Source organism: Arthrobacter sp. NPDC057013 (genome assembly GCF_042674585.1).
GTDB lineage: Bacteria > Actinomycetota > Actinomycetes > Actinomycetales > Micrococcaceae > Arthrobacter.
Window position 1 is genome coordinate 106,100 of sequence record NZ_JBHUSE010000001.1, and the last position, 13,191, is coordinate 119,290.

The following is a 13,191-nucleotide window of genomic DNA, read 5'->3' on the forward strand; positions in this document are numbered from 1 at the left end:
CGTCGGCGTCCCCCGTCTTTTGGGGTGTTGCTTTTTTTTTTACTATTTGTCCCCCATTCCTGCCACCCAACCTGCCAAAAATTGCACAAAAACTCCCGTCCCGTTGACCGGTTGCCCGCACCGTGTAATCTTTATAGAACGAACGGTCGGTAATTTATTCGCTTCCGACCGCCCAGCTTCTGCGAAAAGGATGTTCTCATGGTCGAGGCTTTTCTGGTTGGCGGTGCCCGCACCCCGGTAGGACGATACGGCGGGGCGCTCTCGGCGGTCCGGCCCGATGATCTGGCCGCCCTGGTGGTGCGCGAGGCCGTGGCCCGGGCGGGCGTTGATCCGGACGCGATCGACGAGGTCATTCTCGGCAACGCCAACGGCGCCGGTGAGGAGAACCGGAACGTGGCGCGCATGGCCACCATCCTGGCCGGCCTTCCGTTGCACATCCCGGGCATCACCGTGAACCGGCTCTGCTCCTCCGGCCTGAGCGCCATCATCATGGCCAGCCAGATGATCAAGTCCGGGGCCGCGGACATCGTTGTGGCCGGCGGCGTGGAGTCCATGAGCCGTGCCCCGTGGGTCCAGGAGAAACCGCGGACGGCCTTCGCGAAGCCCGGAGACATCTTCGACACCTCCATCGGCTGGCGCTTCGTGAACCCGCTGTTCACGAAGGGCGAGCTGTCCCGCGGGGGCAAAATGACGTTCTCCATGCCGGAAACCGCCGAGGAAGTAGGCCGCGTGGACAACATCTCCCGCGAGGACGCCGACGCCTTCGCCGTCCGCTCCCACGAACGGGCGCTCGCAGCCATCGAGGCGGGCCGCTTCAAGGACGAGATCGTTCCGGTGACGGTCAAGACCCGCAAGTCCGAGACGGTGGTGGACACCGATGAGGGGCCCCGCGCGGGAACCTCCATGGACGTGCTGGCAGGCCTCCGCCCCGTCGTGCCCGGCGGCTCGGTGGTCACAGCCGGCAACTCGTCCTCCCTCAACGACGGCGCCTCCGCCATCATCGTGGCCTCCGAAGCCGCAATCCAGCGGCTGGGCCTCACGCCGCGCGCCCGCATCATCGACGGCGCCTCCGCCGGCTGCGAGCCGGAAATCATGGGCATCGGCCCGGTCCCGGCAACCCAGAAAGTCCTCAAGCGGAGCGGGCTCAGCGTCGGTGAAATTGGTGCCGTCGAACTCAATGAAGCGTTTGCCACCCAGTCCCTGGCGAGCGTCCGGCGCCTTGGGCTGGACCCGGACATTGTGAACAACGACGGCGGTGCCATCGCTTTGGGGCATCCGCTGGGTTCCAGCGGCTCCCGGATCGCCATCACCCTGCTGGGCCGGATGGAGCGGGAAGACGCGCGGATCGGCCTGGCCACCATGTGCATCGGCGTGGGCCAGGGCACGGCCATGCTGCTGGAGCGCGTCTAGTGCCGGGGCAGGAGAACGCGAACCAGGACAGCACGAACCAGGACAAAACGGCCCAGGACAGCGCGAACGGACACTTGGGCGCCCAGGAGTTCAGCACCCTCCTGGTCGAGGAGCGCGGGGACAGAGTGGTGGTGCTCCTCAACCGCCCCGAAGTCCGGAATGCGATCGACCAGCAGATGGTGGACGAGCTCCATGCCGTGTGCGCCGAGCTGGAGAAGACCCCGAAAGTCCTGATCATTGCCGGCACGGAGGGAGTTTTTGCCTCCGGCGCGGACATCGCCCAGCTGCGGGAACGGCGCCGCGACGACGCACTGCAGGGCATCAACTCCACCATCTTTGTGCGGATCGCCAAGCTGCCCATGCCGGTGATCGCCGCGCTGGACGGCTACTGCCTGGGCGGCGGCGCCGAGCTGGCGTACGCTGCCGACTTCCGGATCGGCACCCCGGCCATTCGGATCGGCAACCCGGAAACCGGCCTCGGCATCCTGGCCGCCGCCGGTGCCAGCTGGCGGCTGAAGGAACTCGTGGGGGAGCCCGTGGCCAAGGAAATCCTGCTGGCCGGCCGGGTGCTGAAGGCCGAGGAGGCCCTCGCCGTCAATCTGGTCACCGAACTCCACGAGCCTGCCGAGCTCATGGATGCCGCCCACCGGCTGGCCGACCGCATCGCCCGGCAGGACCCGCTGGCCGTCCGGATCACCAAGTCGGTGTTCCACGCCCCGGCGGAGGCGCACCCGCTGATCGACCAGCTGGCGCAGGGACTCCTGTTCGAGTCGCAGGCCAAGTTCGACCGGATGCAGGCCTTCCTGGACAGGAAGAACCCAGGCAAGAAGAACACCATCACAGACGGGACCAAACCATGACCGCCATTCCCCAGCACGTCGGAGTCCTCGGCGGCGGCCGGATGGGCGCAGGAATCGCCCACGCATTCCTCATCAAGGGTGCCACCGTGGTGGTGGTGGAGCGCGACGACGATGCTGCCGCCGGCGCCCGCACCCGGGTCACCGAGGCCGTGGCCAAGTCCGCATCCCGCGGCGCCCTGGACGGAACCCCGGAGGAAGTCCTGGTCCGGTTCAGCACGTCCACCGACTACTCCGCATTCGCCGGCTGCGGCCTCGTGGTGGAGGCCGTTCCGGAGGACTTCGGGCTGAAGGTCAGCGCCCTGAAGGCAGTCGAGGCGCAACTGGCACCTGACGCGTTCCTGGCCTCGAACACGTCCTCGCTCTCGGTCACAGACCTTGCCGCCCAACTGCAGCGGCCGGCCAGCTTCGTTGGGCTGCACTTTTTCAATCCCGTGCCCGCATCCACCCTGATCGAGGTCGTCGTGGCCAAAGAGACGTCGCCCGAGCTGGCGGCCCAGGCGAAAGGCTGGACGGAAGCGCTCGGCAAAACCGCCGTCGTCGTCAATGACGCCCCGGGGTTCGCGTCCTCGCGGCTGGGCGTGGCGATCGCGCTGGAGGCGATGCGCATGGTGGAGGAGGGAGTGGCCTCCGCGGAGGACATCGACGCGGCCATGGTGCTGGGCTACAGGCACCCCACCGGACCGCTGAAGACCACCGACATTGTGGGCCTGGACGTCCGCCTCGGCATCGCCGAATACCTGCACTCGACGCTGGGGGAGCGCTTCGCGCCGCCGCAGATCCTGCGGGACAAGGTGGCCCGCGGCGAACTGGGACGCAAGACCGGCAAGGGCTTCTTCGACTGGGCTGACTGACCCGCGGGGCACGCCTGACTGCCCGCAGGCGAGCCTTCAGCGGACCGGCGCGCTTACAGGAGAGCGTGCTATAGAAGGCCGACGATATAGCCGACGAAGAACAGCAGGCACAGCAGCACCACGATTCCGATGAGGACCAGCACCGCCACCTGGGTCCCACGTGGCGGTCCTCCCTCGTCGTGCCCCTGCGGTCCTCCGGTGGAGCTTTCAGCGGGCGGTGTTTCCCCGGGCGGCACTCCGCCGCCCGGTTCCAGCCCGGTGAGGTGGTCTTCAAGGGGATCGGGGTTCTGGCTGCTCACGGGGTCCTCCTTTGCTGGATTTGCGGCTGGCGGGCTACAGCGACTCGAGTTTCTGCCGCAGCCCGTTCAGGGCAGGGTCGCGCAGCTTCTTGAACTGTGGAGTGAGGAACGGCTGCAGCAGCTTATAGGGCCAGTTGATGCTGAACTGGGCCGTGTACAGGATCTCGGAACCGGAGCTGAGCGACCGCACGTCGATCGAATCAAAGGCCACGAGGTTCCGGTGTTCGCCCCGGAGCTTGATGTGGTTGTCGAACAGTTCGATGACCTCGTACTCGATGGGCTGGCGCCTGCCACGGAACACGGCCTCGGCATGGTAGCGGTGGCCGACGGCGACAGGCCCCTCGGTCAGCTTGTCCATGACCGCTGTGCCAGGGTCCCAGTCGCTGGTGTGCTCGAAGGCAGACAGGTAGGCGAACGCAGTCCGCGCCGGCAGGGATGAAGCGACAGTGCCCGACACTGTGATCATGACACCAGCCTAGCCACGCGCGGCGCCGGGCACACGGTGTTGGCCGCCGCCTAGTCGATCGCCGCCCGGATGGAGGCGGCGTACCCCTTGGCGTAGCCGTCGGCCGTCGGGTGGAAGATATCGGCGGTCTGGCTGCCGCAGGTGGCGGAAGCGGTGCAGATCGGCGGCAGCCCCACGATCCACGGCTCCGCGGACCCAATTCCGTGGCCGGAGAACGCGCGCGCCACATCGACGTATTCGACCTTCGCGCGGCCGCCGTCCGCCTGCCGGGCTGCCTTGGCAATGACCGCGTTCAGCTGCTGCGTCAGCCCGTTGATCGGATCAGCAGCGGGCCCGGCGCCCGGCTCGAACAGCAGGGGATACCCGGTCACGTAGATGTCAGCACGCGGTGCCTTTGACTTGACGTCGTTCAGCATGGCCAGAAGATCCTGGAAGAACGGGCTCGCCGCCGGGTTGGTCAGCGCGGTCTGCAGGACGGCGGCCCGCTGGGCCAGGGCGGCGGTGCACGCCGCGCCGGAGTCCTGCGAACAGATCACCAGCGCGCCGATGGAGTCCAGGTCGTTGCCGCCGGCGGTGACGGTCACCAGGTCCACCTTCTTGCTCAGCGCGGGGATCTGCTCCGCCCGGACGGTGCTGGTGGTGGCTCCACTGCACGCCGCATTCCCGGTCAGGCCGATCTTGCGCGCCGCGTCCAGCAGCACCGGGTAGCTGTGGCCGCTCCGCAGGCAGGCGTCCGCGTACGGTCCGGCGCCCTGGCCGGCGGCGTAGGAATCGCCCAGCGCCACGTAGGAATCGAACCGGTCCGCGGACGCCGGCGCGGCGGTCACGCCGGCGATGGCCAGCGCCGCGAGGACACCGGTGAGGCGGGCAATCCGCTGTCGCAAAGGCTGTCTGGCTGTCATCTGAATCCCCATATTCGCTCAGACCATGGAGCGGCGCCCCTGGTGTCCAAAGGTATTGTCCAAGGGTACGCCCGCCGTCAATGCGTGCGGCTGCAGGGGCAGGTGTGGTTAGCTGGCTCCGTGAACGCGAGGGGACAGGTCAGCTGGGACGGGGCGGTGAACGCGTGGCTCGTGGCTGGCTCCGTTTACCGGATGGGGCGGCGGGAATGGCTCACCGAGGCAGGTTGGAAGGAAGCCTACCGCGACGGCATCCGCACGATTATTGACCTCCGGAACTCCGGCGAACGGCAGCGCCGGCCCAGCGATCCGGACGTGGGCGCGGCACTCGCCGTGTTCGACGTCGTCCTGGCACCCACCGAGGATCGGGAGAACCCTGAGTTCAAGGCCCTGTGCGACCCCTACCTGAACGACCCCGCACACTATGCCGCCAACGCCCGCCTCTTTCCTGACAGGCTCGCCGCCGTGTTCAAGGCCGTGGCCGCCGCACCGGGCGGCGTGGTGATCCACTGCTCGGCAGGCAGGGACCGCAGCGGCATGATCGCCGCCATGCTCCAGGACCTTGCCGGGGCCAGCGACGCCGAGATCGTGGCCAGCTACCAGGCCGCCATGCGCAGCATCAACGAACGCCACCGGACCATGTGGCCGCCCCATCCGCACGAACGCTACCTCGACGAAGAAACCCTTGCCCCGCTCCTGGAGACCCGCGGCGCCAAGGTTCTGGACTTCGTGCGGGGGTTGAACACCCGCGAATACCTGCTCTGCAACGGCGTCACCGAGCCGGAGCTGGAAGCGGTGCTGGCCGCGCTCGGCGCCAGGGTGGCCCTGTGACTTCCCCCGCACCCGCCCGGGCACTCCGGCGCGCACTCGCCCTGTCGGCCGCGGTGGCGCTGGGCGCCCCGCTCGCGTCAGCGCCCGCCTACGCTGCCTTGGAAAGCACGACGACGGCGGAGGCCGGCGGAGCTGTCGCCCCGCCGGCGGTGCCGTCCCCGGCTGCGGATCCGGGAGGCCCGGCTGCAGGCACATCGACGGCTCGCACACCGGCCGCCGGTACAGCGGCCGCCGGCGCAACAGAGGCGGGCCTTGCCGAAGCCGTTTTGCGCGACCTGGGCATGACGCTTGAGGAATTCAACGCGGCAGGGGAGCAGGGCAAGCGTGCGGCGGCCGCCCTGGACACGCTCCGCGAGGTCTCTGGCTTCGACGGAATCATGCTGCACGGCGGCAAGATCGTGGTTTCAGGTACCGGCCCCGGCCTGGCCAGGGCTGTCGATGCACTCAACGCGGCCGACTCCGCGGCCCGCCAGGAGTTTGTGCTCGCTTCCCCGGAGCCCGCGGCCGGAAACACGGCGGCCCGGCAACCCGCGAAGGACCTTCGTGCCGCGAGCGTCCGGCAGCTCTACCAGGCGTACCTCCGCGAAGTGGGGCCGACTGGGCTCCAGGCTGTGGCGGAGGCGGACGGCAAGTTCATCGTCCGAACCGGCGGGGTAAACGAGCCCCAAGCAGACGCTGCCGATCCCACGGCCAGCCAGGCTCCGGCTCCGGCCGGCGTGGTGAGCGGCGGGCGACTGTCGCCGTCGGAATTCGTGGAGCAGTATGCCAACGTGGTCCTCGAATCCGGCGAACCGCTGGCTCCGGAGGAGGACTTTTTCGGCGGACAGGGGTACCGGATCGACGGCGGAGTGGTCTGTTCCGCCGGCTTCAGCGCGTTCAGCCCCGACGGCAAGCCCTTGGTCCTCACCGCTGGCCACTGTGCCGACGACGGCGCCGCACGGCTCGCCGAGGTGACCCTGCCGGCAGGGGATCCCGCTGGCGGATTCGCGGCCGACAATGCGGTCACCGGCGTACTCGGGACTTTCGGCTTCAGCCAGTTCGGCGGGCCCGGGAACTCGACGGTCGCGGACCCGGAGAATCCGGGCACGCCGGGGAACGACATCGCTGTCATCGGGTCCATCCGGCCGGACCTCGATCCGCTGCCGGCCACCACCACCTGGCAGGACCCCGCCAGACTCGGGACAGGTTCCGTGAAGATCGTGGGCATGACGTCGCCATTTGTGGGACAGTCCGTCTGCCGTTCCGGGCGGACCGCCGGTTGGTCGTGCGGCACCGTGGATGAGGTGGGGATTTACATCGTGGGCGGCGGCTCGGGGGACCCGGCCGACCTGCGGTCCTTCAGCGGCTTCCTCTCCACGTCCGTCCAATCCAGCGGTGGTGATTCCGGCGGGCCGTGGATCAGCGGAAACTACGCCGTGGGCACGCACTCAGCGGGCAACTCCAGCGACTCCGCCGAGAACTTCGCTGTCGCGGCCACGCTGCAGGATTCGATGTCAGTCCTCCCGGGCGTGCAGCTCAGGGTCTTCCTGAACAAGCCGGTCCTGGCTGGCTCACTTCCGGCAGGACCGATCGCTTCGGGTCAGCGGATCACCGGCCGGCTGGCCACTGCCCCGGCCACCGATGTTCCGGCCGGAACCCGTGTCCGGATCACGTTCCCGGGCAGCGAACCATTCGACGTGGAGGTCGACGCCGCCGGCAATTGGTCGTTCAGCGCGCCCGGCTCCGCCACGGAGTTCACCGCGCAGACGGTGAACGGGTTCAGCCGCTCGGAACCGGGCACATTCAGCACAGCCCCGGCGCAGACGCCCGGAGATTCCGACGCCGGCACCTCAGACCCCGCCGGCACCCCCGACCCCGCCGGGTCGCCGGCTGCGTCCCCGCCGGCCGCACAGGGCGGGCCCGCGGTGCTGACCCCGGCGCCGGAGCCGTCCGTGGTGGCCGTGCTTCCTGCCGCCGCCGGCCCCGCCGCTGCCGGAGGGCCCGACGGTGCTGCAGCCCCGGACCCGAACACGGTGCCGCCGATGCTTGCCGACACGGGCATATCGGGCCTGACCGTCGCCGTTGCCGGGGCGGGGACAGCTTTGCTGCTCGGTGTCGTATTGCTGGTAGCCGTGCGCCGCCGCGGCAGGCGTTAGGCCCGCGGCGAAGACAGGCTCAGCCGATGGTGGCGGCTTCGTCCAGCGTGTGCGGCTCGAAGTGCTCGATGATGTCACGGATCGACGCCAGGCCCTCGGTGAACGCAGCCGATGACCGCCACTGTTCCACCTGCTCGAGGGACGCCCACGGCCCGGTACTGATGAAGCGGTTGGGGACATCTCGGTCTCGCATCAGGAGGCCCCGGCCGCCCGGATAATCCTTGTGGGTTTTGTCGGCCATGTCCTTCCAGGCCTTCACGAACTCGTCCTCGCGCCCCGGCTTCACGAGCCAGATACCCATTGTGTACACAGACACATCCACCACCTCCATTGGTGTGCAGAGCGGATACCTGATTATCTTCCTGCGCTGCGACGCGCGGAAGGGCTGACCTGCCCCGCGCTAACAGTTGGACGGCTTGTATTCGTAGGCGCCGGCGTCGGACTGTCCGGGCCCGGCGCATTGACCGTTCTGCGGTACGGAGGCCTGGTCCAGGTCCACTCCGGACGGGCTGCTGCCGGCCCGGTCGATTGCCGGGCTGGCGCCGGTGAGGTGGAGGTCGTCAGGGGGATTGACGAGCTCCGCGGGAGCCGTGGTCGAACTGTTGTCCAGCGGGACGTTGCTGGGGCCGTTGACCACGTTGGCCTGTTCGGTCCAGCCCGATCCGTCCAGCCAGAGGGCGTCCCGGACGGCGACGAGGATGTTGGCGCGGATGACGGTGGAGGAGGGGCAGTTCGCGTGGCAGACCACGCCGCGGGAGTGGCTGCCGTCCAGCCACACGGTGTTGAACTCGAAGATCGTGCCGTTCGTGGGGCCGAACTTCGTGTCCGGGCCGCGGATGATCAGGCCTGCGGCTTCGGCGCATTCCGCGCCGCAGGAGGAACGGATGAGGTTGTAGCGGAAGACGTTCCCGTCGGCTGCCCCGTCGGAGCGCCCGATCTCTGAGAACACGTTGTTGTCGATGGCTTTGTTGTGGTGGATGTTGTTGCGGCTGCCGTTGTAGATCTCGAAGGCGCTTCCGTCCCGGCTGAAGTCGTAGGAGGATGCGGTGGAGCCGGTGACGGTGTTGCCGGAGAATTCGTTGTCGTTGCCGTTGATCAGTACGCCGAATGCGCCGGAGTCGTCGGTGCAGTTGGCCGCCTCCGGAGTGCCGCATTTGGTTCCCGGGGTGTTGACGTTCATGACGTTGTTGTCCGTCAGGACATTGTTGGTGTAGTTGCCGAAGTCAGAGCCCGTGCCCACCTTGATTCCGGCGGTGTTGTCCGAGGCCTCGGAATTTTTCACCACCACGTGGTCGCCGTAGACGTTGTAGCCCGCGTACCCGCAGTTGGTGGCCCGCAGCCCGTCCACCTCGATGTAGCTGCCGTCCAGCCGGAAGCAGTTTCCGCCCTCTCCGCTGGTGATGGTGGGCAGGGGCCCGTTTCCGTAGCCGTTCAGTTTGATGGCCGACGTCGGGGTTCCGCTTTCGTCCAAAACGACGTTGCCGATCCACTCGTCACCCCTGCGGAAATTGATGGAATCGCCGGGTTTAAAGGCCGTGTCGTTGATTTTCTGCAGCGACTGCCAGGGCGAATCGGGGGATGTCCCGGAGTTGGTGTCGCTTCCCACCGCGCTCACGTAGTAGTGCGTGGACGGCGTTGTGGGGTTCGCCGCCGAGACGCAGCCCGCCAGCAGCACCGGCAAGAGGACAGCCGCCAGTGCGGCGGCGGCCCTGGTGGAACGTGTGCTCATGATTGCACCTGCCGGGAGGCGGGACAGTAGGGCCCGGCCCAGGAGTGCCGCTGCCTCTGGTCCGGAGCGGCCAGAGTATAAAGCGCCCGGCGTAATGTCAACGGAACGGGTGCCGGGTTCGAAGGCGGGCGGTGGCACCCGGGGGAGGGCCGCCGTCGTACTCAGGAGGGGAGCCGCCTAGGGGAGCGGTGCCGGGCGTAGGCGGACGGGGGCCAGCAGGCTGATGAGCAGGATGGCGGTGACCGATCCCGCGGCCATGATCGAGGCCAGCACCACGATCTGGAACCGGCCCGCCTCCAGGGGTGAAAGGCCGCCGAAGATCGCCCCGACGAAGGCGCCCGGCAGCGTCACCAGGCCCGTCGTCTTGGTCTGGTCTACGGTCGGAATGAGCGCGGAGTACACGGCGCCGCGGGCCATCTCACGGGTGGCCTGCCTCGGAGTGGCGCCCAGCGCGAGCCAGCCCTCCACCTGGTCCCAGCGGTCGATCACGGACTCGTTGAACCTGCGGCCCGCGAGCCCGGCAATCGCCATGGAATTGCCGACGACGATCCCGCCGATCGCCAGCGCGTAGCGGGAGGTGAACTCGATGGCTCCGGTGCCGAACACGATGACCAGTGCGGCGAGGATGCCGGCGGCCATCGAGCCGGCCACAACGGCAAGGTGCCGCCAGGACCAGGCGAGGCGGAGTGCGGCGGTCACGGCGGCCACGGTGAACATGACGCCCAGCGCCACGGCCACCCATTCGGCGCTGGCGATCACAGCGCCGAGGATCAGGCTGACGGCGGCGAGTTGGGCGGCGCCGCGGAGGATGGCGAGGGCCGGCGCGAAAGCGTGCGGAACCCGGAATCCTTTGAGGACGGCGGCCGTCAGCGCCATCAGGAGGCCCACCGCGATCAGGGTGGGCGTCAGGCTGGCAAGCTCGGTCACCAGATCAGCCTAACCGGGGCGGCTGCTGGATGGCGGCTGTCCGGGGAGGCAGTCCGGCGGAAGGCGGTCCGGAGGGCGTCAGGCCCTCGGGGCGAGCAGCATGTTGGTGATCCGCAGCGTGCACAGCCGCTGACCCGCCTCATTGGTGATCAGCACTTCGTGGGTGGTCAGGGTGCCGCCGAGGTGGATGGGTGTGGCCGTGATGGTGATGAGCCCGCTCCGTGCGGACCGGTGGTGCGTGGCGGAGACATCGACGCCGACGGCGGTCTTGCCAAGGGTGCTGGCGTGGATCACCGCGGCCCACGAACCCACCGCCTCCCCCACGGCCAGCGAGGCGCCGCCGTGCAGCAGGCCGAACGACTGCCGGTTCCCCTCCACCGGCATGGTGGCCACGACGCGCTCGACGGACTCCTCGACGATCTTCACGCCCATCTTCTCGTCGAGCTCGCCGAGGGTGATCTTCCACAGGTCCGTCAGTTCTGCGTCGGGGGCGTCGGGCTTCATGGCTCTCCTTGGGTAGTGTGCGGTGCCGCTAGTGTGCAGCGGGGCACATTCATGTACTGTAGACATATTACCGAACGGACGGTCAGTAATGTTCTGGCCGGATCAGATTTGTCCCCCTTTGGAAGGACCCGTCAACGATGACCACCACCGCCACAGCCCCCGAAGCCACCCTGGACACCGTGGAAACCGTCCCCAGTTTCGTGCGGGATTCCTGGTGGACTCCCGACGCCGGCTCGGCAGCTTCCGCTGTCGCGGTCCGGGACGCCAGCACGGGGGAGATCCTGGCCAAGGTGAGCACCGACGGACTGGACCTGGCCGCCGTCGTGGATTACGGCCGCACCACCGGCCAGGCCGAACTCGGCAGGCTGACCTTCCACCAGCGTGCCCTCAAGCTCAAGGAACTCGCGCAGTACCTGAACGCCCGCCGCGAGCATTTCTACGCGTTCTCCGCGCAGACCGGCGCCACCAAGATCGACTCGATGATCGACGTCGACGGGGGCATCGGCGTGCTGTTCACGTTCGGTTCCAAGGGCCGGCGCGAGCTGCCCAACGCCCAGGTGGTGGTGGACGGCCCCATGGAGGTGCTGTCCAAGGACGGATCGTTTGCCGGCGAGCACATCTACACCCGCATCCCCGGCGTCGCCGTGCAGATCAACGCCTTCAACTTCCCGGTCTGGGGCATGCTGGAGAAGCTCGCCCCCGCGTTCCTCGCCGGCGTCCCCACCATCGTCAAGCCGGCCACCCCCACGGGCTACGTCGCGGCGGCCGTGGTCAAGGCCATCATCGAATCCAACATCCTGCCCAAGGGTTCGCTGCAGCTGATTTCCGGCTCGGTCCGCGGTCTGCTGGATGTGCTGGACTACCGCGACCTCGTGGCCTTCACGGGCTCGGCGTCCACCTCGCAGTCCCTCAGGTCGCACCCGAACGTGGTGCTGGGCGGGGTGCGGTTCACGTCCGAGACCGACTCGCTCAACGCAGCCATCCTGGGCCCGGACGCAGTGGACGGTACGCCGGAGTTCGACGCCTTCATCAAGTCCGTCGTCACCGAGATGACGGTCAAGGCCGGTCAGAAGTGCACCGCGATCCGCCGCGCCATTGTGCCGCAGGAGCTGGTGCCCGCCGTCGTTTCCGCCATCGGCGCCCGGGTGGATCAGCGCGTGGTTCTGGGCGATCCCCGGGCCGAGGGCGTCACCATGGGTGCGCTCGCCTCCCTCGAACAGCTCGCCGATGTCCGGGCCGCCGTGCAGTCCATGCTCGACGCCGGCGGCGAGCTCGCGTACGGAACCCTCGATTCGCCGTCGGTCACCAGCGCGGACGGCGCCACTGGCGTTGTCGAGGGCGGCGCCTTCATGTCTCCCGTCGTGCTCAGCTGGGCTGACGCGGAGGCAGAGCCGGTCCACTCGCTGGAGGCGTTCGGCCCGGTGTCCTCGGTGATCGGATACAAGGACATTCCCGACGCCGTCCGGCTCGCCGCCCGCGGCGGCGGCTCCCTGGTCGCCTCCGTCTGCACCAACGATCCCTCCGTGGCACAGGAACTGGTCACCGGCATCGCGGCCCACCACGGCCGGGTGCTCATGCTGAACCGCGAGGACGCGCGTTCGTCGACAGGCCACGGCTCTCCCGTCCCGCACCTGGTCCACGGCGGACCGGGACGTGCCGGCGGCGGCGAGGAACTGGGCGGCATCCGCTCGGTGATGCACCACATGCAGCGCACCGCCATCCAGGGCTCGCCCAACATGCTGACCGCCGTGACCGGGATCTGGCACACCGGGGCCGACCGCAACTTCACCGTGGAGACCGAGGGCACCCACCCGTTCCGCAAGTCGCTGAAAACCCTGCGCATCGGTGACGCCGTCCGCTCGGACCTGCGGCAGGTGACGCTCGAGGACATCTCCGCCTTCGCGAACTCGACCGGCGACACCTTCTACGCCCACACCAACCAGGAGGCCGCCGAGGCCAACCCGTTCTTCCCGGGCATCGTGGCTCACGGCTACCTGCTGCTGAGCTGGGCCGCGGGGCTGTTCGTGGAGCCTGCGCCGGGCCCGGTCCTGGCCAACTACGGCCTGGAGAACCTGCGCTTCATCACCCCCGTGGCCGCCGGCGATTCCATCCGGGTGACGCTGACCGCCAAGAAGATCACCCCGCGCGAAACCGACGAATACGGCGAGGTGGCCTGGGACGCCGTCCTGACCAACCAGAACGACGAAATCGTGGCCACCTACGACGTCCTCACCCTCGTGGAGAAGTAACCCGGACCCTCTCTCACTTTTCGCTGCCCAA

Annotated in this window: 13 protein-coding genes; 6 read left to right on the forward strand and 7 right to left on the reverse strand. The window is 68.4% G+C overall.

Annotated features, from left to right (window positions below; all coding sequences use genetic code 11):
• Window positions 1-198 precede the first annotated feature (198 nt).
• From ACFTSA_RS00505 to ACFTSA_RS00515, 3 genes are all read left to right on the forward strand, one after another.
• On the forward strand, window positions 199-1,410 hold the full coding sequence (locus ACFTSA_RS00505) for a thiolase family protein (RefSeq protein ID WP_377948610.1): 1,212 nt from the start codon (window positions 199-201) through the stop codon (window positions 1,408-1,410).
• A 74-nt stretch (window positions 1,411-1,484) separates the two neighbouring features.
• Complete coding sequence (locus tag ACFTSA_RS00510; RefSeq protein ID WP_377949794.1) at window positions 1,485-2,270, forward strand: enoyl-CoA hydratase/isomerase family protein; 786 nt, start codon at window positions 1,485-1,487, stop codon at window positions 2,268-2,270.
• Entirely contained in the window at window positions 2,267-3,121 is an 855-nt protein-coding gene (locus ACFTSA_RS00515; RefSeq protein WP_377948612.1) for a 3-hydroxyacyl-CoA dehydrogenase family protein, read from the forward strand. The genes ACFTSA_RS00510 and ACFTSA_RS00515 overlap by 4 nt, the downstream gene beginning before the upstream one ends.
• A gap of 68 nt (window positions 3,122-3,189) precedes the next feature.
• On the opposite strand, the gene ACFTSA_RS00520 is transcribed toward ACFTSA_RS00515, so the two are convergent.
• The 3 genes from ACFTSA_RS00520 to ACFTSA_RS00530 are packed head-to-tail and all read right to left on the reverse strand — an operon-like array spanning window position 3,190 to window position 4,788.
• Complete coding sequence (locus tag ACFTSA_RS00520; protein WP_377948614.1) at window positions 3,190-3,420, reverse strand: DUF6480 family protein; 231 nt, start codon at window positions 3,418-3,420, stop codon at window positions 3,190-3,192.
• A gap of 34 nt (window positions 3,421-3,454) precedes the next feature.
• On the reverse strand, window positions 3,455-3,886 hold the full coding sequence (locus ACFTSA_RS00525; protein ID WP_377948616.1) for an SRPBCC family protein: 432 nt from the start codon (window positions 3,884-3,886) through the stop codon (window positions 3,455-3,457).
• A 50-nt stretch (window positions 3,887-3,936) separates the two neighbouring features.
• On the reverse strand, window positions 3,937-4,788 hold the full coding sequence (locus ACFTSA_RS00530) for an SGNH/GDSL hydrolase family protein (RefSeq protein ID WP_377948618.1): 852 nt from the start codon (window positions 4,786-4,788) through the stop codon (window positions 3,937-3,939).
• Window positions 4,789-4,908: 120 nt separating this feature from the next.
• On the opposite strand from ACFTSA_RS00530, the gene ACFTSA_RS00535 reads away from it, so the two are divergent.
• Together ACFTSA_RS00535 and ACFTSA_RS00540 are read left to right on the forward strand one after the other, a co-directional pair.
• Window positions 4,909-5,616, forward strand: a complete 708-nt coding sequence (locus ACFTSA_RS00535; RefSeq protein WP_377948620.1) for a tyrosine-protein phosphatase — start codon at window positions 4,909-4,911, stop codon at window positions 5,614-5,616.
• On the forward strand, window positions 5,613-7,751 hold the full coding sequence (locus ACFTSA_RS00540) for a S1 family peptidase (RefSeq protein ID WP_377948622.1): 2,139 nt from the start codon (window positions 5,613-5,615) through the stop codon (window positions 7,749-7,751). The genes ACFTSA_RS00535 and ACFTSA_RS00540 overlap by 4 nt, the downstream gene beginning before the upstream one ends.
• A gap of 19 nt (window positions 7,752-7,770) precedes the next feature.
• Here ACFTSA_RS00540 and ACFTSA_RS00545 read toward each other — a convergent pair whose 3' ends face one another.
• The 4 genes from ACFTSA_RS00545 to ACFTSA_RS00560 form a co-directional block, all read right to left on the reverse strand.
• Window positions 7,771-8,067 (reverse strand): antibiotic biosynthesis monooxygenase family protein, encoded by a 297-nt coding sequence (locus tag ACFTSA_RS00545; protein WP_377948624.1) that lies wholly within the window; start codon window positions 8,065-8,067, stop codon window positions 7,771-7,773.
• 84 nt (window positions 8,068-8,151) lie between these two features.
• Window positions 8,152-9,480, reverse strand: a complete 1,329-nt coding sequence (locus ACFTSA_RS00550) for a hypothetical protein (RefSeq protein ID WP_377948627.1) — start codon at window positions 9,478-9,480, stop codon at window positions 8,152-8,154.
• Window positions 9,481-9,657: 177 nt separating this feature from the next.
• Entirely contained in the window at window positions 9,658-10,407 is a 750-nt protein-coding gene (locus ACFTSA_RS00555; protein ID WP_377948628.1) for an ABC transporter permease, read from the reverse strand.
• 78 nt (window positions 10,408-10,485) lie between these two features.
• Window positions 10,486-10,911, reverse strand: a complete 426-nt coding sequence (locus tag ACFTSA_RS00560) for a hotdog fold thioesterase (protein ID WP_331572251.1) — start codon at window positions 10,909-10,911, stop codon at window positions 10,486-10,488.
• Between the two features lie 137 nt (window positions 10,912-11,048).
• Between ACFTSA_RS00560 and paaZ the strand changes: the two genes are divergently transcribed.
• Entirely contained in the window at window positions 11,049-13,160 is a 2,112-nt protein-coding gene (gene paaZ, locus ACFTSA_RS00565) for a phenylacetic acid degradation bifunctional protein PaaZ (protein WP_377948630.1), read from the forward strand.
• Window positions 13,161-13,191 lie beyond the last annotated feature (31 nt).

Excerpts from the sequence above, each read along its gene's own strand:
- ACFTSA_RS00505 (WP_377948610.1), top strand. The coding sequence starts at position 199 with ATGGTCGAGGCTTTTCTGGTTGGCGGTGCCCGCACCCCGGTAGGACGA.
- ACFTSA_RS00515 (WP_377948612.1), top strand. The coding sequence starts at position 2,267 with ATGACCGCCATTCCCCAGCACGTCGGAGTCCTCGGCGGCGGCCGGATG.
- ACFTSA_RS00525 (WP_377948616.1), bottom strand. The coding sequence starts at position 3,886 with ATGATCACAGTGTCGGGCACTGTCGCTTCATCCCTGCCGGCGCGGACT.
- ACFTSA_RS00530 (WP_377948618.1), bottom strand. The coding sequence starts at position 4,788 with ATGACAGCCAGACAGCCTTTGCGACAGCGGATTGCCCGCCTCACCGGT.
- ACFTSA_RS00550 (WP_377948627.1), bottom strand. The coding sequence starts at position 9,480 with ATGAGCACACGTTCCACCAGGGCCGCCGCCGCACTGGCGGCTGTCCTC.
- ACFTSA_RS00560 (WP_331572251.1), bottom strand. The coding sequence starts at position 10,911 with ATGAAGCCCGACGCCCCCGACGCAGAACTGACGGACCTGTGGAAGATC.
- paaZ (WP_377948630.1), top strand. The coding sequence starts at position 11,049 with ATGACCACCACCGCCACAGCCCCCGAAGCCACCCTGGACACCGTGGAA.